This window comes from Pedobacter ginsengisoli (assembly GCF_002736205.1).
GTDB lineage: Bacteria > Bacteroidota > Bacteroidia > Sphingobacteriales > Sphingobacteriaceae > Pedobacter > Pedobacter ginsengisoli_A.
This window is the reverse complement of record NZ_CP024091.1, coordinates 2,851,946-2,873,484: the sequence shown is the minus strand read 5'-3', so window position 1 is coordinate 2,873,484 and position 21,539 is coordinate 2,851,946. Positions and strand designations below refer to the sequence as shown.

The window sequence follows — 21,539 nt, the reverse complement described above, 5'->3', positions numbered from 1 at the left end:
ATTGATCGTAGAGTTTATCTGAGTCTGCCTAGTTGTAAATCTTTTTTATACTTGCTTCTGCGTATCCGGCCGAGGATGTCATGCCCTTGCCACCAATTGCAGTTCTGATATGTATGCGGTCTTCTATGTCATATTCCACAATGTGTTTACTGTTGTGTTGAGGATAAAAACCAGCCCAGGTTGACGCTATTTTGCGCACATCAAAGCTTACAATCTCTTGTGCTGCCGCTAGCATCAGTTCGTTAATGTGGCTGTTAATGCCAAAACCCAGATCATCGGTATGGTTCACATCCGCATACTCATGTGAGTCGCCGATGATAATAGATCCATCTACTGCTTTCTTAAACAAAATGTGGATACCCCATTTCTGGCATTCTTTGTAATGTTCAGGAGTAGATATTCCGGCATACGATGGGCATTCCTGGAACGACTCATATCTGCGGATGGACAATCCCGTCAAGATATTTCCTTCCAGCTGTACTTCGGGCATTGGTACAGTTTTCATCATTTGCAGTTTACTTAAAATGATTCCACTTTTGCTAAACAGATCTGCAAACAATAATTTGAATTCACCACCATTACAAATAATAGCCTTTTCTGCAGTAAATACCTGTTTTGCAGCAGTAGTAATTTCAATGTGATCACCAACGACAGTACAATCTAAAACTGCTGTCGAAGGCATGTAAGTAAGCTTTGGGTATTTAGCAACAGCATAGTCAATCAGTTGGTAAATTAGCTTGTTAGGTTCCACACTTACTTCTTGCGGAAAGAACAAGCCACCTTTACAGTATTCTTTTTTTAAAGAAGGCCATTTAGCCAGACAATCATCTGCAGATAACAAATTAGCCTCATAATCTATCGCATCCATCCGTTCCTTTAGCTCATGGAGTAACTGAGTTTCCTCATCATCAGAGGATAGGTAAACGGTGCCGTTATTGCGCACGCTGATGTCAGCATGCTGCTGAATTTCCTGATACAGCTCAGTTGACCTTCTGGCGTAATCAAACCAATCAGACGACATGCCTGATACTACTGCTTGTCCGAAATTCCTTACGGTGGCATTTATCGGGTATTGATCCTTCTCTGTAAGTAATACACTTTTACCTAACCTTAAAGCATGTAATGCGTGGAAAGTGCCCAGTATACCCGAGCCCACGACTATTAAATCATATTGAATGTTCTTTGTCATAATTACCAGGGCATTGAAAATGTTTTTACATAAGAGAAGCACTTAATGGCTTCAATTACTCCTTCTTTTATACCTAATCCCGAATCCTTAATTCCTCCGAACGGAGAGTTTTCTATGCGGTACCCGGGTACTTCATTAATATTAACAGTACCTACTTTTAATTCTTTTACAAAACGGATAGCGTGTTGCATATTAGTTGTAACCACTCCCGATGATAAACCGAAAGCAGTAGAATTCGAAAGTTCAATGGCATCGTCTATATCCTTAAATGTTAAAATAGGGGCTAATGGACCAAAAGATTCCTGTACCACCATTTGAGCATTGCGAGGCACATTTGTTATAACAGTAGGCTCCAGTAAAGCACCTGTGCGTTTGCCTCCAAGTAATATTTTGGCTCCTTGTGAAACAGCTTTTTGCACAACACCTTCAAGATAAATGGCAGATTGTTCGTCTATTACTGTTCCAACTTTGGTTGCCGGATTAGCAGGATCTCCACAGGTATATCCTTTAGCTTTTTCAATAAAACGCTTAGTGAATTCGTCAGCAATGTTTTCCTGTACAAGTATGCGTTTTACAGCAGTGCACCGCTGACCAGAGTTTCTGAATGATCCTTCAGCGGCAAGTTCAACAGCCAAATTGAGATCAGCATCTTCCAGAATAATCAACGGATCATTACCACCCAGTTCCAGAATTACTTTTTTGTAGCCGGCCGTTTTGGCTATCAGTTTGCCTACAGCAACGCTGCCGGTAAAGGAAACAACATCAATCCTTGGGTCTTGTACCAATATTTCAGAAACCACTTTGGTGTCTCCTAAAAGAACACTTAACATGTATGGGGGTAAACCTGCTTCGTACAAAAGTTCAACAAAGCGGATGGCTGTTAAAGGTGTTTTTTCCGATGGCTTTAAAATCACCGGTGTGCCCGCTGCAAGTGCAGGGGCAATTTTATGGGCTACCTGATTTAGGGGATGATTAAAAGGGGTTATGGCTACTGCAAGTTTTAGTGGTTCACTTGTAGTAAATATTTTTCGCTGTTTGCCATTTGGCGAAATGTCGCACGAAAAGATCTGTCCATTGTCTTTTAGACATTCCATAGCTGAAAAGAGAAGAACATCATGTGCTCTGCCAATTTCATAAGTGCTTTCAGAAATACAAAGTCCCGATTCGGCAGTAATTAGCTGAGCAAATTCTTCCTTTCTTTGTAAAAGCAGCAATCTCGCCCTTTCAAGTACAGTGTACCTTTCAAAACGGCTCATTAAAACACCACCCTTAAGCGCTGTTTCAATAGCGTTATTGGTGTCATTTAAATCTGCTGTTTCCACCGTTCCTACCAGTTCACCATTGTAAGGATTGTGTACAACCAATTGATTGCCTGATGAAACCGGTTTGCCGGCAATTAGTGATGAGAGCTTTATAATGTTTTGAGTGATGATATCTTCTTCTTTCATTTTCCTGATATAAATTGAAACCGTAAATGCAGATGTTAGTTAGTGCCATTAACAGTAAAATCGAACACATCGAAATTTCGGGGATCGCCCTGTGTTTTCATTTTATAAGTTGCATTCAACGGATGAGAAACAACTAAAGGAACCATTTCCTCATATCTGCCTCCGTGTGAGCGCAGGGTGCCGTCAAGTGCTTTTAAATCATGATGTGCTGCGGTTTTGCCAACTACTACATCGCGGGCCGACAGTACAAACAAATCACCCGTTCTATCTGCAGGTTGTTCAAGTATTCGGCAGCCGGTTTCTTTGTCATACACTTCGGTAACTCCAGGTTGTACTGCAAGCCAGTTTTTTACTTCATTTACTTTTGATACATCATCCATATGGACTGCTACATATGATCCTAAAGCACCATGGTGTTTTACATATGGGTCTGTAATAGGGCAAATTACTCTAAAACCGTTGCCAAATTTTTCGGTAAGCATGGTCTCAATAAACAATACATTAGGGGTGCCATCTTCCTTAACCTTAGCATTCATGCCATGATCTGCCGTTGCACCGATAATGGCTCCAAGTTCAAGCATTTTACCTAATTCAGCATCTTGGGCTTCGTAAAATGCAAGCGATTCTTCGGTGTCAGGTGCATAGGTATGCTGCATGTAATCGGTTAGCGATAGATATAAGAAATCGGCCATGCCATTTTCTATTAAAGCCACACCGGCACGTAATACGAATAAACTGGCTTCGGCACTATAAATCGCCGGAGTTTTATGACCAATTACCTGTTCGGCATTTTCAATACCATGAGTATCCAGTTTTGCCTGATCTGCTTTTTCTGCTGAAAAAGCAATCCCGTTTAGTTTGTAAGAAAGGATGTCGCGCAGTTTTTCCTTTGCAGTAACCACCGCAACCTTACGACCTGCATTTGCCGCTGCGGCAAGCAGTGTTTCTGCTCTAAGGTATTCTGATGAGTTCATCATCACTTCCTGATCCTTTGCCGTATCATAGAAGAAATTACCACAAATGCCATGAACAGCAGGGCTAACACCGGTCACTATAGATGAGTTATTTACATTGGTAAACGATGGTAATGCGCCGCGTACCATACCTCTGTAGCCTTGCAGAGCCATCTTTTTAAGGTTAGGCATACGGTCGTGAGCCATTGTGGTATCCAGATATTCATCTGCAGAACCATCCATACAAATTACCACTATGGGTTTTGCCGGAGGTGTATACGTTTTGCCATTAACAGAAAAGGGTTGAGTTGATATATTATTCATTATTACGTTGTTTTTATTGCTTTAAATTGTTTTTCAAGTATTTGTATTGCTTAGGTATTAGTAGGTTTATATAAAATTAGTGAAAAGAGCCACCGAAAAGTGGCCCTTAACCAAATAAACCAACCTTTATTTTATAAGCCACATAATATCATTTCTAGTATCGGAACCATTATACTGGCGCTTTAATGACGCTTTTAAATTCGATTCGTTGGTAGAATATTCTGTAGTAGGGTAAGCCCACCTTACCGGAATCTGATTGTTATTTCCATTTGCAGGTCCTATATCGAACTTCGGCACACCAGTTCTTCTGTTACTGTAAAAGGCTTGTCTGCCAGAGTTTTGAAAAAATGCAGCATATTTTTGCTTTAGTATCTGTTCCAATCCTGCTACTGTATTACCCAGATATTCATTGCCAGGTACCTTAAAATAATCACTAATTGCATCATCGCCAATTCCATAAAATTTCATAGAAGATGTAATTCCCTTTTTAAAATGATCAGCTGCATCTCCATTAATCCAGCCTCGGTTTATTGCTTCAGCAATTGAAAACTCAGTTTCGTAAGCACCAAACATTATAAAGGGTATTCCTGATGGCGACGACATCCAATAATCAAAATTAATGGTTGATAGTTTGCCGGCTACAGCCTGATCTTTTAGAGTGGTTTGTAACTCTCCGGTTTTTCCTCCTCTAAAAGAAGTGAACTTCTTTGCATAATTCACATCTCCGGTTGCTTTGGCAGAATCTGTTGGATTCGCAACTACAAACAACCTCGGGTCTTGCGTGCCTGTCATAATTTTTACATAAGTATCACCCAGATTATTACGAAGATCACTTTTAATAACTACTCCATCAGCCGGCCAAAGCGGATAATTATTATCTCTGGTAGTACTGTTATAAACCAATTGAAAATTATCGGCATTACTGGTTAGCAAGGGGTACTTGGTCAGGTTATTGGTAATGTCAGCAAATTGCTGTTTAATGTTAAGCTCTGGTGTATCATCTGCACGTTTGCTAAGGCTTATTAAAACACGTAAACGATATGCATTTATTAATCTTTGCCATTTATTCAGTTTGCCGCTATAATAGAAATCTCCGTTAACAGTGGCATTTGCTGCAACTAAAGGTGTTAATGCTGTATTTGCATCCTCTAACCATTGCAGGCATTGCTTATACACATCCTTCTGTGAATCGTATTCTGGCTGAAATATGCCATCGCTACGTCCTTTCATAGCCTGTAATAACGGGATGTCGCCAAACCTTTCGGTCATAGTTATTGCAAAGTATGCCTTAAAAAATTGTGCAAGTGCTATATAAGGTTTTCCCTCGTCAGCTTTTTTCTGAGCCTCAATCTCCAGCTGTTGTATATTGCGCAGCTGATCAAATCCGGAGAAGGAAAGAGCACCCCATGTATATGCCTGATTGCCATAATAACTCTCATTAATAACCATAAACTGGTTGTTAATCTGGTCGCCTCCCCACGGACTTTCACGCATGTCCAGTAGTATACCGGTTAGTATCAGTTGTGGATTAGGCTCATAAATGGCGGCAGGATTTTGCTGTAGATCGTCAATTTTTTTGCAAGAGCTGGATGCTATTATTGCAATAAAACACATCCAATAAATATATTTATGCTTCATGATTTTGTCGTTTAGAAAGTTAGGTTAAGATTAAGTCCAAAGCTCTTTACCGATGGGGTCTGGAAATCAGAATTGTTGCCCGTGTATTGATCAAGATCCATACTTTGTGTGCCTTTACCTGTAAAATAAAGTAAATTTCGGCCAACAAGCGAAATACTGGCACTTTGAAGGAATTTTGTTCTTTCTGTTAATTTAGCAGGAAGGTTATAAGTAAGCACTACCTCACGAAGTTTTACGTAGGTTCTGTTTCTGGCCAGTTGATATCCGGATTGATAATAGTTACGAGCCCAGGTTTGCCATAATACAGGTTTGTCATTTGGAGCAAAAACACGGGTATCAGATATTACGTTTCCATCCTGATCTGTACTTAATTGGCCAGATACAATTTTTTGCCCATTAGTCATTACAGAGCCTTTCCAGTTTGGATCATTTCGGTTTGTCCAGTCAAGATAGCGATACTCACTCGCCGATTCCGGATGCGTACCGGCACTCCACTGATACCCGTCTAAATAGTTATTTATCAGCCCGCCAAAGCGACCATCAACCTGAAAGGAAAGACTTAGAGTTTTATACCTGAAAGTGTTATTAATGCCCGCAATAAAATTGTTATCGGCATATCCAATTCGTGAGCTATAAGGATTATATGCCGGTAAACCATTTGTGCCAACAATCATATTGCCCTGAGCATCCCTTTGGAAATCTGTAATGTAATAGCCGTCAGCACGGTCGCCAAGGTGAATATTGCCGTCTCTGGTTAGCACTCCGTCAATATCTCTTAACCAACGGTGACTGGTAGACCAGTTTGCAAGAACATCCCACGAAAAATCCTGACCCTTTATCGGTGAACCATTTAAGGTAATCTCCCAACCTTTACGCAGATAGGTGTAGGCATTTTTTTGTATAGAGCTTACTCCTGAACTGTTTGAAACAGTAACATTTACAATGCCTGGGCCTTCAATGTTTCTAAAATAAGCCACATCAAAACCAACCCTGCTGTTTAGAAAACGTGCTTCTAAACCGGTTTCGATAGTTTTAACCCTGGACGGTCTTATATTAGGATTATAAAGCGTACCAGAATACCCAACACCAGGGTTATTATTCCAGCGAGTGCCGTATACCGAGTATACTGATAACAGATTGTATACATCATATGGGTTGGTAGAATCACCCAGATCCCCGGCAACATTAGCATATGAACCACGTGCTTTTAAAAATGAAATAGCTTTAGGCAGCGTAAACATTTCCGAAAACACAGTACTTAATGATGCCGATGGATAGAAATAAGTGTTGTGCGATTTAGGTAGAGTAGAAGACCTGTCGAAGCGACCGGTAAGGTTTAAGAATACATAGCTTTTGTAGTCAAGATCTACGAAACTATATGCGCTGGCCACCTGCTTAGATGCCAGTCTGTTTGTTGGTGAATTTGGTTCCTTTGAGTTGGTAAGTGTATATACACCTGGTACAACAAGGCCACCCTTTGTAGCACCTGTTATCTCTTTTGCAGATATAGTGCGTAAGTTGCCAAATAAGGCACCTTTAAAATTGAAATCCTTAAAAGTATCAGAATAATTTAAAGATGCCTCTGTGTTATTTTCCCATAGCTGGCTGTAAGATTGTTCATATCCGCCAACCTTGCTGTAAGGAGAATAGAAGGTTCCGCCAAAAGGATATCTTGTATCTCTGTTTAAATCGTATGTGCTTACGTTAGTTCTGGCACTAAATTTAAGTTTTTTGGAGATGGAGTAATCCATTTTAAAATAGCCATAAACATCATTTTTATAATACCCTCTCAGGTTTTCGTAGGCCACTAACCATGGGTTATTATATAAAGTATATTCACGATTGTAAACCTCTATTCCTTCTTTTCCCGGTTTCCAATAGTTTCTCAGATCTTTAATATCATAATCTGTACCGCCCCAAACAGTAATTAAATAGATTAAGCTTTGGGGTCCATAGCCAAGTGTAGGATAATTTTTTGTGTACTGTTTGTTGTAATTGATATTGGTCTCGAATCTAAGCTTAGTCCCTACATTAAGTCCGCCATTAACATTAAAGTTTGTTGAAGCGATCTGGGAGTTAGGTACAGTTCCTTTTTGATAGGTTTGCGACATTGATAAACGGATGTCGCCTTTATCATTATTTGCAGAAATGGCTAAGTTATTTGTGCTTAACAAACCATTGTTTAGGAAATCTTCAAGATTGTTCTTACCTCTTGCAAGCCACGGTAATGGCTGCAATTCTCCTGTAACCGGGTCTTTTGGGCTATTGTATTGGGTTATAGGCTGCCCTTCAAAACGAGGTCCCCAGATAAAGTAGTCATTATCGTTGATACCACTTCCCATACCATCTTTAAATGCATATTTAAACCCGTCGCCCGCCCCATATTCTGTTTGAAACTTAGGTATTGCATTATAACCGGTTTGCAGCTGTGTACTCGAGTTAAAATCTACCGCAAAACCGCGACTGTTTTTGGATCCCTTTTTAGTGGTGATCACAATTGCACCACTAATACCTAGTGCACCATATAAAGCAGCAGCATTCGGGCCTTTTAATACCGTGTAAGATTCAATATCATCAGGACTAAGATTCCATGAATCTGATTTAACTATAACGTTGTCTACAACGATAAGAACTCCAGACCGTCCGCGTAATTGAATTCCAGGGTCTCCGAATAAATTAGGGCTGGGAGAGATCGTTAAACCTGCAACTTTTCCGGTTAACGAACTAATGGCATTGGGTTCCCTTGCTTTTACAAGGTCTGCACCTTTTACCTCTTGTACCGAGTAACCAAGAGCCTTTCTCTCTTTTTTTACGCCAAGGGCGGTTACTACTACTTCATCTAAAGCACTCTGGTCAGGATCAAGCTTTATATTAAGTACTGTTTGTGAACCTATATTAAGTTCTTTTGGTGTGTAACCAATAAAGCTAATAATCAGAATGGCGTTTGCAGGTGCAGAAATACTGAACTTGCCTTCGGTGTTGGTTGTTGTTCCACTTTTGTTGCCTTTAATTTTAATGGAAGCTCCGGCCAGAGGCTGGTTGGTCTCATCAACTACAGATCCTGTAATGGTACTTTGGGCATAGGCAATGCCAAAAGTTAATAGCCACATCACTACTGTGAACAGGCTTGTCTTTTTTAATGAGTAACAGATTTTCATATTCTAAAAGTTTAGTTTGGCTATACTATTGTTTAGTATTTATACAAATGTAAGCACTTTATGTAAACAATATGTTAATAAATGCTAAACTTTTAAATTTATAATTTTAGGAAAAAAATTATATAATAGTTATCAAAAGTGTCTTTTGTTATGCTTTTAAGCTATTGTGTAAGAGAAATAGTTAATGTAGGCTTAAATTGGCTGACTTACTATTTAGTATTTGTAAACGTTTTTGGGTTGAGGCCTGGGGCAACTAGTCGTTTGTAATGAAATAATAAACAACCAGCATGAGGGCGTCAGAGTCGCCAATATTAGATAGGTTATGTCCTAATCTTCCATCAAAGAAGATAGAGTCTCCTTCTTCCAGTACGTAGTTCTTGTCTTCTATCAGGTAGTCAATTTTTCCTTTTATCAGATATTTGTATTCAAAGGCATCGGTACTTACCATTTTATTACGACGAGCACCTTTTTTTAATTCCAGCAGTACAAAATCTACAGGCCCCCATGAATATTGCGTGCAAGTATACGCTGATAATTAAATCCTTTTGCCGCTTCTTTTTTGAGTGGTTTATAATCGCTGGCACGTATTACAAAAACCTTTTCCTGATGATTGGCGGGAGAGATGTCTTTAAAGAATCCGGTTAAATCAAGGTTTAGCGAATGTACAATGTTCATTAATACAGGCAATGAGGGGATAGTACGGTTGTTTTCTATCTGCGATATTAAGCCTTTACTTACTCCGGCTCTGTCTGCCAGTTCCTGTATGGTAATGTTTTTTTCCTTACGTATTTCTTTTATTCTGTAGCTGATCTTTAGGATGATATCGTCTTCCATGGTTTTCGCATTTTATCCAAAAGTAAACAAAATTATAATACCGCCTGTGTCGGGCCAGGTATAAGTTATAATCGATTGATACTGTGTTAAAAATAAATAGATATAGAACACATATAAACAACATATAGAAAACATAATTGACGTACAAGGGTATTTCAATTATATTTTCTATATATTCTTATATGTTGCTTATATGTTTGAATATTAAACCGTATGCTAGTTGCCTGTAAAGCTATTCGCTACAGCTTTTCCTCTCCAGCTTTGAGGTGCTTTCAGTCCAAGTATCCAGGCAATAGTAGCACCAGTATCATAAGTAATAATTACGTCCTTAATCTCATGGTTCTTTTTAACCCCTACACCATTTATTACCCAGGGAATTAGTACTTCATCTAAAGATTTTCCACCATGGCCTTTGCCGGTTCCACCATGATCGGCAGATAAAATAATAATGGTTTCATTCTCGATGCCTGCGTCCTTTACAGCTTGTACAATCTTGCCAATTCTTATATCAACTTTTTGAAGTTGTTCGTAATAGGCAGGGGTTCTGTGTCCAATTCCATGGCCGGTACCGTCTGGCTCATCTAGATGTACAAAAGTGAAATAAGGTTTATCTCTTTTAATGATAGTGGCAGCTGTATCTGCACAAAAATCGTCATTATCATTACCGGGTACTACAATGCTGATCGCATCTTTCTCTACCAATGGTCCGATGCCTGGCCAGCTGTAAATTACTGCAGTTTTAGCAGCAGGTTTCTGATCTCTGATTACACTAAAGATAGAGGGAAATATGCCGTATTTTGTGGTAGTTGCGGATGGTATTTCAGGAGTTTTACTGCCCCATTCTGTGTAGCCATGTTCGGTTGGTCCGGCGCCCATAAGCATAGATGCCCAGTTAACGGCGCTTGAAGAAGGAAGGACAGATCTGGCTTTTAACGACCATGATCCGGTTTCCATTAGTTTTTTAAGGTTTGGCATTTTGGCATCAGGTACTGCATAGGCTCCAAATCCATCGCATCCAATTAAAACTACATGTTTTACCTTCTTTACCTGTGCGTTTAGCTGCATTGCAAAACAGCATATGCAGATGGCAATAATTGATTTTTTCATTTGCTTGTTATTTGTGGTTTAAAATTTTGCTAAAACAATGTGCGGTCTGTAGAAAGTTCGTCATCTCTCACATGCGTTCGAGATGATGTTTTCTTTCAAAAGTTAAATGTATGTAAAAAAAATGTTTAGTAAAACTAAACATTAGAAATATTACAAATTCTTAATAATAGAATAAAGTTAACTTAAGGAGGTTAAAGAGACTTTTTTCTGAATACCCAGTATTTTTGTAAAACGTAGTTAAAGCTCAGAGATACAATGATATCAACCATGATCCGGGTTATTTTGTAGTCTAATTTTAACCAGGTAGTAAATAGATAGGTGCCTGATGATTTTAATAAAATACTGCCTCCAACAACAAATATAAATTTAACCAGTTGCTGTCCAACCGGGGCTTTGTTTGCCTTTGCGGAGGTAAAAGTCCAGTAGCGGTTTACTGAGAAATTGACTATAGCGCCAACTATTCCGCCTATGGCAATAGAAATGGTATAATGAATGCCAAGTAATTCGGTACATAATATCATTACCAGATAGTCAACTATTCCTCCGGTAAAGGCAGAAAGCTGAGCTTTGGCAAAAATAAATACGGCATTTTTTTTACTCATTAAATAGTGTCTTTTTTGGCTAACCGAGTTTCCCGCTCTGCTTTGTCACGAATATCGCCAAGTTTTAAGAGTTTTCTGGTATCTAAAAAGTTAATAATAAACAAGGTAACACAGATTGCAGCAGCAAAATATTCTATTAAGTGACCAAAAATAACCTCGGCAACAAGTATTAAAGCCAGTATAATTCTGATTTCGGTTGGGCCTACAATCCCCGAATCAATACTGTAGATGTCTGTAATTTTATAGCGCAGTTGCGAAATGATCATTGCCCACCCGTATAAAACCACAAAAACGAAGGCAATAAGTTCGTATTCATTTCTCGCATATACCATATAGCCTAGTCCGATAAGCACAGTGCTTACCCAGTCCATTATGATATCTAAAGAGAAGCCATACCACTTTCTTGGAATATTCCGGTAATAGGCTATTCTACCATCAAGCGAGTCGCCAAGCCAGTTTATAGCAAGACCTAAAATACCTAGTAATAAAAATGTGCGGTTATCGTAAGTAGCTAAAATAAAGCCTATAAGCACGATCAGAGAGCCTATTGTACCAGTAAACGTTAGCATGTCTGAGGTTATGGATGAAGGAACCCGTTTTACCAGAAAAGAAATGGTGTTTTGTTCCGCATTTCTTAATATGTTAGTTCTTTTTCTGTCTTGAAATATCCTTTTCAGATCTTGTGTTTCTTCCATTTAGGGGTTGCAAGTATGCTTTATTATAACGAGGTACAAAAGTAGGTATTGTTAATTTATTTTGGGCGATCTTTTCAATTCTATTACAGTTATCTCTGGCCATATTCCAATTCTGCCCGAAAAGCCAAGGAAACCAAAGCCTCTGTTGATGTTTAAGAACCGTCCATTTTTACTTGTTATCCCTGCCCAATGTGCGTAGCGGTACTTTACAGGGCTCCATTTGATGCCAAATGCTTCAATGCCAAATTGCATACCGTGAGTGTGTCCGCTTAGGGTGAGGTGTACTTTTGAAGGGTGTTTTACTACCTCTGCTTCCCAGTGTGATGGATCATGTGAAAGTAATATTTTAAAATCATTGGTTTCGCTACCTGCCAAAGCTTTGTTTAAGTCTCCTCTTTCGCCAAAGCCTATTCCCCAGTTTTCTACTCCTGCAAGTATTATTTTTTGCTCGCCTTTATGTAAGGTTACCTCTTCGTCAAGTAGTAGTTTGTAGCCTAACTCTTTATGGTATTCTTTTAGCTGCTCCAGGTTTGCGCTTTTTTCTGCTTCGTTTTTCCAGGGGATGTAGTCGCCATAATCATGATTTCCCAGAACGGAGAACTGTCCGTATGGTGCTTTTACTTGTTTGAAATGATCTATCCAGGGTTTAATTTCTTCGGCTTTGTTGTTTACCAGGTCGCCCGTAAACACAAACAGATCAGAATTTTGTGCTTTAGTCAGGTTAATGCCTTTTTGTACTGCTGTCGGATTTTTAAAGCTTCCTGCATGTACATCAGAGATTTGTGTGATGGTGAAGCCATCAAAATTTGAGGGTAGATCATCAAAAAATAAAGTATGTTTAATTACTCTGTAGGCATATTTCCCTTTAACTATGCCGTAAATAAATATCAAAATCACCAGCAGGACAACCAAAAGAGCAAATTCTACCCAATGTATGTTTCTTGGCACTTGTGTTATTAGCCTGTATACATCACCTAAAAGAAGAAATGCAGAAAATATGACTTCGGTAACAAACAGGATCAGGAAAACGTGGGTGGTTACTTTAAAGAGTAAATCCATTCCATTGTCGCGCATTCTTATAATGGAATAAATAAGGGCGACTGTTGTAAGTGTAATAAAACCCCAGAAAAGTGGGGTAGTGAACGGAGTTGAGCTTATTGTTCTGATGCCCGAAAGCACATACCAGTTCAAAACAAAAAGCAGGATTGCTATAATAGCGAGTGGCAAAACACTGATTCTTCTCTTCATGTAATTTTATAAACGAATTAAAATTACAGCTTGGATGCCAAAGTGTTTGGTAAGTTACTCAATATGACATTACCATTAAACTTTAATTACCCTATCTGAGATATATGGTACATTAGGGTATCCGTTGTACTCGGGATCGTTTTGACTGGCTTCCTGTCCCATGTATTCAGATTTACGGCCTTTTATTTCGGCGGTGCCATTGGTGTGAATTGTTAAAAGCGCCCATAGGGGCTCTTTGGTGTGTGCAAAATCATATCCTTTAACCGGGTGGGTAAACTGATAGGAGATACTATTGATCTGCACATAATTAGTGCCGTTATAAATATTGTGGTAATCTTCGTGGTGGTGGCCGCTAAAAACAAACTGAACTTTGTGGAAGCCTGCTTTTTGGTTGACTCTTTCAAATATGAGCCGAATTAGTGCGCCTTCTTTTAAGCCATCCTGATCATTGTCTATACCCTGGTGGCAAAACACAATTGTAGGTAAGCTGGTTGCTTCCAGATCTTGTTTCATCCATTTTATCTGGGCTGCGTTTATCGATCTCGGGTATCCTTTAGAGGTGTCTCCCTCTGGTCTTTCATTGCCATTTAGCACAACAAAATGATAGCCATTGGTATCAAAAGAATAATATTTGCCTTTGGCGCTCCAAAAATCAACTACCTGATCATGTGTAAAACCGCCATCGGTATCATGGTTTCCTATTACGTGGTATTTTGGTCCGGTAAATTGGTTCCATATCTCCATTAGGTTTTTGTTCTTTTCCTTAGGGATGCAAAAATCTCCCATTTGAATAATGAAGTCAGGTTTTGCCTGGTTCATTTCGGTGATGAACGATTGTAGTCTTTTTTCGCCATCCTTTATCAGGTCTTGATGAAGGTCTGTGCAAATCCCTATACGCACTAACGGTTTTTTTTTCGGATAAATCTGCAGGGATTTCACTTTTTGCGTATAGGTTTTGTATTCCTGAAAGGCTGCCGGTGCCAATCAATGTGCTGATTAAAAAATTGCGTCTTTTCATAATTTCAGGTTGAAGTTCAGGAAGGGTTATTTGGAATGTAATTGTAAAATAAAAAAAACGAATTAACAAAGTTTATTTTTAATATTTGTAAACATATTGAAATAAACTTATGTTTGCTGTGTTATTGTTATATGGCTAATATAGTGTGTTTTAAGTATTTTTAATTAAAAACACTTAACTGTTAAATTATTGTTATTAAATCTTAAAGTTTATATATACTAAAAATTATGAAAACAAAATTACTTGTGTTTGTGTTGGTTTTTATGACTGCAATTGCCTCTTCGTTTGCCCAAAAGGGTAAGACAAAAAATGTGATCCTTATTTCTATTGATGGGTACAGATGGCAGGAAATTTTTAAGGGAGCTGACTCTTCTCTATTGTTCTCAAAAAAATACCGTAAGCAGGATTCAACAGAGCTGGTTAAAAAGTATTGGGCGGCTACTGCAAATGAGCGCAGGCAAAAGCTGATGCCTTTTTTCTGGAATACTATTGCTAAACAAGGACAGTTATATGGAAACCGCGACCTAAAAAACTACGTGAACGTAAAAAATAAATATTGGTTTTCTTATCCCGGCAGGAGCGAAACCCTGTGTGGTTACTATGATCCGGCAATTAATTCGAATAGTTACCCGGATAATCCTAATGAAAACGTACTTGAATTTATCAATAAACAAAAAGGTTATCAAAATAAGGTGGTGACTTTTGCCGGTTGGGATGCAGTGGCAAGCATAGTAAACCGTAATAGAAACAAAATGCCTTTAAATAATCCTTACGAAGTAGTGAAAGGGGCAAATTTAACAGAAGCTCAAAAACTTGCGAATGAAATTCAGGACTGTTTGCCGGATTATTTCGGTAAATCGGTGCGCTTTGATTTAACAACTTATGCTATTGCTAAAACCTATATTGCAGCGAATCATCCTAAATTAGTCTATATAGATTTTGTTGATCCTGATGATTTTGGACATTCAGGAGAATATGACTCTTTCCTGGATGCCGGTCATTATCTGGATAAAATGATTGCAAGTCTTTGGGCAAGTCTTCAGGCTGATCCATTCTATAAGGATAATACTACAATTATGATTTGTCCGGATCATGGTCGTGGTATTGATAAAGGCTGGGTAAGCCACGGATCTGGAACAGCTCACTCAAACGAAACATGGTTGGCTGTTATAGGTCCTGATACGCCGGCAAAAGGAGAAATGAATGCTGAGGGGCAGATTTATCAGGAGCAGTTTGCGCAAACATTAGCTCATTTTCTAGGCTTTAAGTTCACTGCCAATCATCCGGTAGGTGACAGAGTAGAAACAGTTACTTTGCTTAAATAAAGTGGCAGATTGTTTAATAACTGCCGTCATCTCGAGGGCATCGAGAGATCTCTTGGACAGTGTCTAAACAAGAGGTTTCTCAATGCGTTCGAAATGAGGAGATGAACACGATGCTGTCGTCTCTTCTTTGTATTTCTAATACTTAGGCCTCAGGCCGATATGGTGGCTTCAGTATGATGAAAAAGTCAGCGTTATTTTTTAACAGGTTCTTTTATTGCCGGTTTTTTAGCTTTAGCGGTAGCTGTAGTTTCTTTAACTGGAGCTTCAGCTTTTTTAGCAACTGAACTTGCTTCAATTAAATCAGAGCTGCTTACTTTAAGTTTTTTAGATAGTTTTTTAGCCAGTTTAACTGCTGCTTTATTGATTTCTTTTTTGGCATCTTTCGGATTGTAGTCTAATCCTGTAACTACTGCTTCAATTCCCGAAGCAATTTGAGTATTTAGAGATTTGCGGAGTTCTTTGATTGCAGATTTGATGGAGGATCCCTTTTTTTTATCTTTCATGACGTATCTTTTTAAGAATTACAAAACAACATAAAGATAGTGTAAAATTCATATTATCATTATGTTAACATTTGTTCGCTTGTTAACATAGAGCGGAGCTGAGTAGCACTAAGTTAGCTAATCTTGAATGGTTTTAAATAGCAAAATAACTGATTGATAATTAGTATATTAATATTTATTTTACAATTCCATGTACTACCAAACCTATATACTTTATATATTTGCTTTATGAAAACAGTGAATTGTAGTTTTAATTACGTGATCATGCAATGCATGAAAGGGTAGTACTACGGGCTGTTTGGAACAAAACTTTTAAAAGCTTCTTCAGTCTCCCCGACCAAGGAGCTTTTTTTAAATTAGACCTAACAAAAGATGCAGAGCTTTAGAACAGAGTTAGAAAATCCTATTGTCGAAAAAGATATAATCGATCTTGAAAAGAAGATCAGGGAATTCCGTGAGGGTAAAATCCATGATGAGAAATTTAGAAGCTTGCGTTTGGCGCGTGGTGTTTATGGCCAAAGACAGCCTGGCGTTCAAATGGTGCGTATTAAGCTACCATTTGGTAAAGTAACTTTTAGTCAGCTTTTGCGCATTGCAGATGTATCTGATGAGTATGCAAGCAGGAATCTACACCTTACAACTCGTCAGGATATTCAAATTCACTATGTGAGTTTAGATAGAACTCCTCAGCTTTGGGAAGAACTTCAACGTGACGATGTTACCATTCGCGAAGCCTGCGGAAACACTGTTCGTAACGTAACCTCATCTCCGGATGCAGGCATAAATCCAAATGAACCATTTGATGTGTCGCCTTATGCGCATGCATTCTTTAAATATTTTTTACGTAACCCAATTTGTCAGGAGATGGGCAGAAAGATCAAGTTTTCTTTCTCATCTGACGAAACTGATTCGGCATTTAGCTACATCCATGATCTTGGTTTTATTCCTAAAATTAATGAGCAGGGTGAACGTGGTTTTAAAGTGGTTTTAGGTGGTGGTTTAGGAGCTCAGCCATTTTTAGCTGAACCTGTTCACGATTTTCTGCACGAGGATCAGATCATTCCTTATGCTGAAGCAATGCTAAGAGTGTTTGATCGCTATGGGGAAAGAACCAATAGAAATAAAGCACGTCTAAAATACCTGGTTCAGAAATTAGGTTTAGAAGAGGTTGTAAGGCTTATTGAAGAAGAGCGTGTGGCGAATAAGTCAAAATCTTTTAAAATAGACCGTGATGCTGTACTTGATCCTCAGGTGCCTGAATTATTAGATTATCCTGCTTTGGAGGATGTGGTGAATTCGTTGGATTACAAACATTGGCGCGCTACCAACGTTGTTGCTCAAAAGCAAGAAGGTTTTTATGGGGTGTACATTAAAGTAACTAAAGGTGATATTCCAACCGATCTTGCACGTAAACTGGTTGATGCAATCAGCCCTTTTGCTGCTGATGAAATTCGTGTTACCCAGAACCAGGGTTTATTATTGAAATTTGTTAGAGAAGGCGCTTTACCTTCATTATATGTTGAACTTAAAGCTTTGGGCTTTGCTAAACCGGGCTTTGATAGTGTTGGCGATGTTACTACCTGCCCTGGTACTGATACTTGTAACCTGGGTATATCGAACAGTATGTCGCTTTCTGTTGCTTTAGAAGACGTGATCTACGAAGAATATCCAGAATTGATTTACGATAAAGATCTTAAAATAAAGATCAGTGGATGTATGAACTCATGCGGACAGCATGGTTTGGCTCATATTGGTTTTCATGGCAGCTCTGTAAAGGCTAGCGGCAAAGTTGTACCTGCGGTACAGGTAATGCTTGGTGGTGGTACGGTTGGTAATGGCGAAGGAAGGGTAGCAGAGCGCGTAATTAAAGCGCCATCTAAACGTGCTACTGATGTTTTAAGGACATTATTAAACGACTTTGGTGCTAAAGCTGAAACAGGAGAGGGCTTTAACCAATATTACGACAGAAATGGTAAGGATTATTTTTACCAGTTGTTGAAACCACTTGCTGATCTTACGAATCTTAAAGATGAAGAGTTTGTGGATTGGGGGCATGAAGAAACCTTTGAAACTGCTATTGGTGTTGGCGAATGTGCTGGTGTGGTGATAGATCTTGTTGCTACTTTGTTATTAGAATCTGAAGAAAAATTAGGTTGGGCAAAAGCCTCTTACGAAGCTGGCGCATGGTCTGATGCTATTTATCATACTTATGCAGTATTTGTTGGTTCTGCCAAAGCTTTATTGCTTGATAAAGGTGTGAATAGCAGTACCCAAATAGGAGTGATCAGAGAGTTTGATAAAAACTACGTTGAAACCGGAGAGATTGTACTTGAAGGTTCATTTAATGATCTGGTACTTCAAATTAACAAAAACGAGCCTACAGAAGCATTTGCAACAGCTTACTTAGCTGATGTTGAACGTTTTTATAACTCAATTAAAGGAACAAGAGGGGAGTAACCGAATGATCACTCATAAAAATATATATAACAGAGAACCTAGGATCACGCTTGTGGGCGCTGGTCCTGGTGATCCGGAACTAATCACCATGAAAGGGGCTAATGCGCTAAAAACTGCTGATGTAGTTTTGTATGATGCATTAGTTAATGAAGGGGTTTTAGATTATGCCAACCCTAATGCCATTAAGGTATATGTTGGTAAAAGATCCGGTGAACATTCATATGGACAGGATGCAATAAATAAGCTGATGATTGATTACGCCCTTAACTACGGCCACGTTGTTCGTTTAAAAGGCGGCGATCCGTTTGTTTTTGGCAGAGGGTATGAAGAATTGGATTTTGCTGCAGGTTACAGTGTGCCGGTAACGGTTGTGCCTGGCTTATCAAGCTCTATATCAGTACCTGGATTACAACAGATTCCGGTAACACACCGTGGACTTAGCGAGAGTTTTTGGGTGGTAACTGGTACCACTTCTTCAGGAAAAATATCTAATGATCTTTATGAAGCTGCCCGTTCAAAAGCTACTGTAGTGGTATTGATGGGTTTGGGTAAGCTTAAAGAGATTGTAAAACTGTTTCAGAATGAGGGTAAGAATTTATTGCCTGTGGCTGCTATTCAAAGCGGATCAACAGAGAATGAAAAACTAGCCGTGGGTACTGTAGATACTATTGTGGAACTGGTAGAGGAAAAAGGTATTGAAGCACCGGCTTTATTGATATTTGGTCAGGTTGTTTCTTTACATCCTTCTTTTCAGCCAATTAAGGATTTTTATCAGGCCTTAAAAGAAGAATTGTAGTTTTTATGGAAGGCAATCAGTTATTTCCTGTCTTCATAAAATTGAATACCATACACACCATACTTGTTGGCGCTGGCCCGGTTGGTTTGGAAAAGTTAACAGCAATATTAGGTAATAGTCCGGATGCCCGGGTTACTGTTATAGGGCTTGAGATTTTACCGGAACTGCAGGAACTTGCCGATAAGCATGAGGGGGTAACTGTAATTCAAAAAGAGTTTGCTGCTGCCGATCTTAATGGTGCAGATCTGGTAGTAGCAGCTACAAATAATGAATTATTGAATCAGGAAATCAGGATACAGGCTGATCAGCGTAATTTGCTGGTTAACTTTGCTGATAAACCTGACCTGTGTAACTTTTACCTGGGTTCAATTGTTAAAAAGGGCGACCTTAAAATAGCAATATCTACCAACGGTAAATCGCCAACCATTGCAAAACGGTTGAAAGAAGTGCTTAATGATAGTTTGCCTGACGAGTTAAACGATACACTGCAGCAAATGGAAGCACTTAGAAATACACTTAGTGGTGATTTTGCTTCGAAAGTTAAAAAACTAAATGAAGTAACTTTATCATTAGTTGAAGGAAATACATTAGTTGATGCTGAGCTTACAGAAGAATCTTCTTTAATTAAAGACAAAGAAGAGAAAAGCAAGAGGGGAAGGATGAAGTGGCTGATATGGCTTGCAATTGTGTTTTCTTTTGTAATTGTAGTTACTGCATTTTGGCATAAAGAACCGGAATTTCAGACTTATATTGAAAATCTGAACCCGATGTTCTATTGGTTCTTGCTGGGAGGTTTTGTTTTTGCAATGATTGATGGTGCGATTGGAATGTCGTACGGTGTTACTACTACCTCATTCTCTTTGGCAATGGGTGTTCCGCCGGCTTCGGCCAGTATGGGCGTTCACCTTTCAGAGATTTTGAGTAATGGTATAGCAGGCTGGATGCACTATCGCTTTGGTAATGTAAACTGGAAATTGTTCAGGTTGTTGCTACTTCCCGGAATTTTGGGAGCTGTAACCGGAGCATACTTGTTATCATCATTAGAGCATTACAGTAGTTATACCAAACCAGTTGTTTCTTTATATACTTTGATATTGGGATTTGTAATCCTTTCTAAAGCATATAAAGTAAATGCCAAAACAAAGGGCCCAAAGAAAAAGATAAAGAAGGTTTCTTTATTGGGGTTGTTTGGCGGTTTTATTGATGCTGTTGGCGGTGGAGGCTGGGGGTCTATCGTTTTGTCGAGCTTAATAGCTGGCGGAAGAAATGCCCGGTTTTCATTAGGAACAGTAAAAATAACGCGCTTTTTTATTGCGTTGATGAGTTCGCTAACCTTTATCACGATGTTAAATGGTGCACACTGGGAAGCGGTAGGAGGCTTAGTTATCGGCAGTGCACTTGCATCGCCAATTGCAGCAAGGGTATCTAACAAGATCTCTGCTAAAACTATTATGGTTGCGGTTGGTATTCTTGTAGTTCTGGTAAGTTTAAGAAGCATCATCAACTTTATCCTCAAATTAGTTTAGTTATGAAGGAAAAATTAGAAGAAATAGCAGAAAAAATAAAAGGACTTGATCCGGTTGATGCACTTAAATTCTTTGCAAGTGAATATCCGGGTAAGATTGTTTTTTCGACCAGTTTTGGTTGGGAAGATCAGGTGATTACGCACATGATCTTTGCAAACGATATTCCTATTGAGGTTTTTACATTAGAAACCGGAAGATTATTTCCTGAAACGTATTATGTTTGGAACCGTACTTTAGAAATTTATAAGAAACCGATTTTGGCTTATTTTCCGCAGGCTGAAGCTGTGCAGGAGATGGTGAATAAAAAGGGACCCAGCAGTTTTTATGAATCAGTAGAGAATAGAAAAGAGTGCTGCGGAATCCGTAAACTGGAACCATTAAGGCGCGCTTTAAACGGTAACAATCTATGGGTTACCGGTATCAGATCTGAGCAATCTGTTAACAGACATGATATGGCCAACCTTGAGTGGGATGAGCAAAATCAGTTGATTAAGTTTCATCCGATCTTTTTCTGGTCGCTTGATGAGGTAAAAGAATACATTAAAAAGAATAACATTGTTTATAATACATTACACGATAAGGGTTTTCCGAGTATAGGATGTGCTCCTTGTACAAGAGCGGTAAGAGAAGGTGAAGATTTTAGAGCTGGCCGCTGGTGGTGGGAAGATCAATCAAAAAAAGAGTGTGGTTTACATGCCACTTCGTAAATTGCAACAAA

At 38.9% G+C, this 21,539-nt stretch carries 19 protein-coding genes; 5 read left to right on the top strand and 14 right to left on the bottom strand.

Annotated features, from left to right (window positions below):
• Positions 1-28 precede the first annotated feature (28 nt).
• From CPT03_RS11840 to CPT03_RS22970, 13 genes are all read right to left on the bottom strand, one after another.
• A complete protein-coding gene (locus CPT03_RS11840) occupies positions 29-1,189 on the bottom strand; it encodes a TIGR03364 family FAD-dependent oxidoreductase (protein ID WP_099439046.1) in 1,161 nt (386 codons plus the stop codon).
• 2 nt (positions 1,190-1,191) lie between these two features.
• Positions 1,192-2,637, bottom strand: coding sequence for a phosphonoacetaldehyde dehydrogenase (phnY, locus tag CPT03_RS11835; protein WP_099439045.1), 1,446 nt, complete (start codon positions 2,635-2,637; stop codon positions 1,192-1,194).
• Positions 2,638-2,672: 35 nt separating this feature from the next.
• A complete protein-coding gene (gene phnA, locus CPT03_RS11830; protein ID WP_099439044.1) occupies positions 2,673-3,914 on the bottom strand; it encodes a phosphonoacetate hydrolase in 1,242 nt (413 codons plus the stop codon).
• Positions 3,915-4,040: 126 nt separating this feature from the next.
• A complete protein-coding gene (locus CPT03_RS11825) occupies positions 4,041-5,552 on the bottom strand; it encodes a SusD/RagB family nutrient-binding outer membrane lipoprotein (protein WP_216641542.1) in 1,512 nt (503 codons plus the stop codon).
• Positions 5,553-5,563: 11 nt separating this feature from the next.
• Positions 5,564-8,710, bottom strand: a complete 3,147-nt coding sequence (locus tag CPT03_RS11820) for a SusC/RagA family TonB-linked outer membrane protein (protein WP_099439042.1) — start codon at positions 8,708-8,710, stop codon at positions 5,564-5,566.
• Positions 8,711-8,963: 253 nt separating this feature from the next.
• Entirely contained in the window at positions 8,964-9,158 is a 195-nt protein-coding gene (locus tag CPT03_RS23070; protein ID WP_245869817.1) for a cupin domain-containing protein, read from the bottom strand.
• Positions 9,159-9,202: 44 nt separating this feature from the next.
• Entirely contained in the window at positions 9,203-9,544 is a 342-nt protein-coding gene (locus CPT03_RS23065) for a helix-turn-helix domain-containing protein (RefSeq protein ID WP_245869816.1), read from the bottom strand.
• A gap of 216 nt (positions 9,545-9,760) precedes the next feature.
• A complete protein-coding gene (locus CPT03_RS11810; RefSeq protein ID WP_099439041.1) occupies positions 9,761-10,651 on the bottom strand; it encodes an alkaline phosphatase in 891 nt (296 codons plus the stop codon).
• Between the two features lie 191 nt (positions 10,652-10,842).
• Positions 10,843-11,253, bottom strand: coding sequence for a GtrA family protein (locus tag CPT03_RS11805; RefSeq protein WP_099439040.1), 411 nt, complete (start codon positions 11,251-11,253; stop codon positions 10,843-10,845).
• Complete coding sequence (locus tag CPT03_RS11800; protein WP_099439039.1) at positions 11,253-11,948, bottom strand: CDP-alcohol phosphatidyltransferase; 696 nt, start codon at positions 11,946-11,948, stop codon at positions 11,253-11,255. The genes CPT03_RS11805 and CPT03_RS11800 overlap by 1 nt, the downstream gene beginning before the upstream one ends.
• A gap of 51 nt (positions 11,949-11,999) precedes the next feature.
• Positions 12,000-13,196, bottom strand: a complete 1,197-nt coding sequence (locus tag CPT03_RS11795) for a metallophosphoesterase (RefSeq protein WP_099439038.1) — start codon at positions 13,194-13,196, stop codon at positions 12,000-12,002.
• Positions 13,197-13,271: 75 nt separating this feature from the next.
• On the bottom strand, positions 13,272-14,096 hold the full coding sequence (locus CPT03_RS11790) for a metallophosphoesterase family protein (RefSeq protein WP_157766418.1): 825 nt from the start codon (positions 14,094-14,096) through the stop codon (positions 13,272-13,274).
• On the bottom strand, positions 13,996-14,214 hold the full coding sequence (locus CPT03_RS22970; RefSeq protein ID WP_216641680.1) for a hypothetical protein: 219 nt from the start codon (positions 14,212-14,214) through the stop codon (positions 13,996-13,998). The genes CPT03_RS11790 and CPT03_RS22970 overlap by 101 nt, the downstream gene beginning before the upstream one ends.
• 227 nt (positions 14,215-14,441) lie before the next feature.
• On the opposite strand from CPT03_RS22970, the gene CPT03_RS11785 reads away from it, so the two are divergent.
• A complete protein-coding gene (locus tag CPT03_RS11785; RefSeq protein ID WP_099439036.1) occupies positions 14,442-15,539 on the top strand; it encodes an alkaline phosphatase family protein in 1,098 nt (365 codons plus the stop codon).
• A 191-nt stretch (positions 15,540-15,730) separates the two neighbouring features.
• Here CPT03_RS11785 and CPT03_RS11780 read toward each other — a convergent pair whose 3' ends face one another.
• The gene (locus tag CPT03_RS11780; protein WP_099439035.1) at positions 15,731-16,042 is read right to left on the bottom strand and encodes a hypothetical protein; all 312 of its coding nucleotides are present in this window, start codon (positions 16,040-16,042) and stop codon (positions 15,731-15,733) included.
• Positions 16,043-16,414: 372 nt separating this feature from the next.
• Here CPT03_RS11780 and CPT03_RS11775 point away from each other — a divergent pair, with 372 nt between their 5' ends.
• From CPT03_RS11775 to CPT03_RS11760, 4 genes are read left to right on the top strand one after another with little or no spacing between them, the layout of a single operon-like run.
• Entirely contained in the window at positions 16,415-18,499 is a 2,085-nt protein-coding gene (locus tag CPT03_RS11775) for a HEPN domain-containing protein (protein WP_099439034.1), read from the top strand.
• A gap of 4 nt (positions 18,500-18,503) precedes the next feature.
• Positions 18,504-19,295 (top strand): uroporphyrinogen-III C-methyltransferase, encoded by a 792-nt coding sequence (gene cobA / locus CPT03_RS11770; protein WP_099441092.1) that lies wholly within the window; start codon positions 18,504-18,506, stop codon positions 19,293-19,295.
• Between the two features lie 41 nt (positions 19,296-19,336).
• Complete coding sequence (locus tag CPT03_RS11765; RefSeq protein WP_317044284.1) at positions 19,337-20,821, top strand: TSUP family transporter; 1,485 nt, start codon at positions 19,337-19,339, stop codon at positions 20,819-20,821.
• Between the two features lie 2 nt (positions 20,822-20,823).
• Positions 20,824-21,528: a phosphoadenylyl-sulfate reductase gene (locus CPT03_RS11760; RefSeq protein ID WP_099439032.1), complete on the top strand. Its 705-nt coding sequence runs from the start codon at positions 20,824-20,826 to the stop codon at positions 21,526-21,528.
• Positions 21,529-21,539: the final 11 nt, after the last annotated feature.

Coding starts and splice junctions, on each gene's coding strand:
- CPT03_RS11840 (WP_099439046.1), bottom strand. CDS start 1,189: ATGACAAAGAACATTCAATATGATTTAATAGTCGTGGGCTCGGGTATA.
- phnY (WP_099439045.1), bottom strand. CDS start 2,637: ATGAAAGAAGAAGATATCATCACTCAAAACATTATAAAGCTCTCATCA.
- phnA (WP_099439044.1), bottom strand. CDS start 3,914: ATGAATAATATATCAACTCAACCCTTTTCTGTTAATGGCAAAACGTAT.
- CPT03_RS11825 (WP_216641542.1), bottom strand. CDS start 5,552: ATGAAGCATAAATATATTTATTGGATGTGTTTTATTGCAATAATAGCA.
- CPT03_RS11820 (WP_099439042.1), bottom strand. CDS start 8,710: ATGAAAATCTGTTACTCATTAAAAAAGACAAGCCTGTTCACAGTAGTG.
- CPT03_RS23070 (WP_245869817.1), bottom strand. CDS start 9,158: ATGGTAAGTACCGATGCCTTTGAATACAAATATCTGATAAAAGGAAAA.
- CPT03_RS23065 (WP_245869816.1), bottom strand. CDS start 9,544: ATGGAAGACGATATCATCCTAAAGATCAGCTACAGAATAAAAGAAATA.
- CPT03_RS11810 (WP_099439041.1), bottom strand. CDS start 10,651: ATGAAAAAATCAATTATTGCCATCTGCATATGCTGTTTTGCAATGCAG.
- CPT03_RS11805 (WP_099439040.1), bottom strand. CDS start 11,253: ATGAGTAAAAAAAATGCCGTATTTATTTTTGCCAAAGCTCAGCTTTCT.
- CPT03_RS11800 (WP_099439039.1), bottom strand. CDS start 11,948: ATGGAAGAAACACAAGATCTGAAAAGGATATTTCAAGACAGAAAAAGA.
- CPT03_RS11795 (WP_099439038.1), bottom strand. CDS start 13,196: ATGAAGAGAAGAATCAGTGTTTTGCCACTCGCTATTATAGCAATCCTG.
- CPT03_RS22970 (WP_216641680.1), bottom strand. CDS start 14,214: ATGAAAAGACGCAATTTTTTAATCAGCACATTGATTGGCACCGGCAGC.
- CPT03_RS11785 (WP_099439036.1), top strand. CDS start 14,442: ATGAAAACAAAATTACTTGTGTTTGTGTTGGTTTTTATGACTGCAATT.
- CPT03_RS11780 (WP_099439035.1), bottom strand. CDS start 16,042: ATGAAAGATAAAAAAAAGGGATCCTCCATCAAATCTGCAATCAAAGAA.
- CPT03_RS11775 (WP_099439034.1), top strand. CDS start 16,415: ATGCAGAGCTTTAGAACAGAGTTAGAAAATCCTATTGTCGAAAAAGAT.
- cobA (WP_099441092.1), top strand. CDS start 18,504: ATGATCACTCATAAAAATATATATAACAGAGAACCTAGGATCACGCTT.
- CPT03_RS11760 (WP_099439032.1), top strand. CDS start 20,824: ATGAAGGAAAAATTAGAAGAAATAGCAGAAAAAATAAAAGGACTTGAT.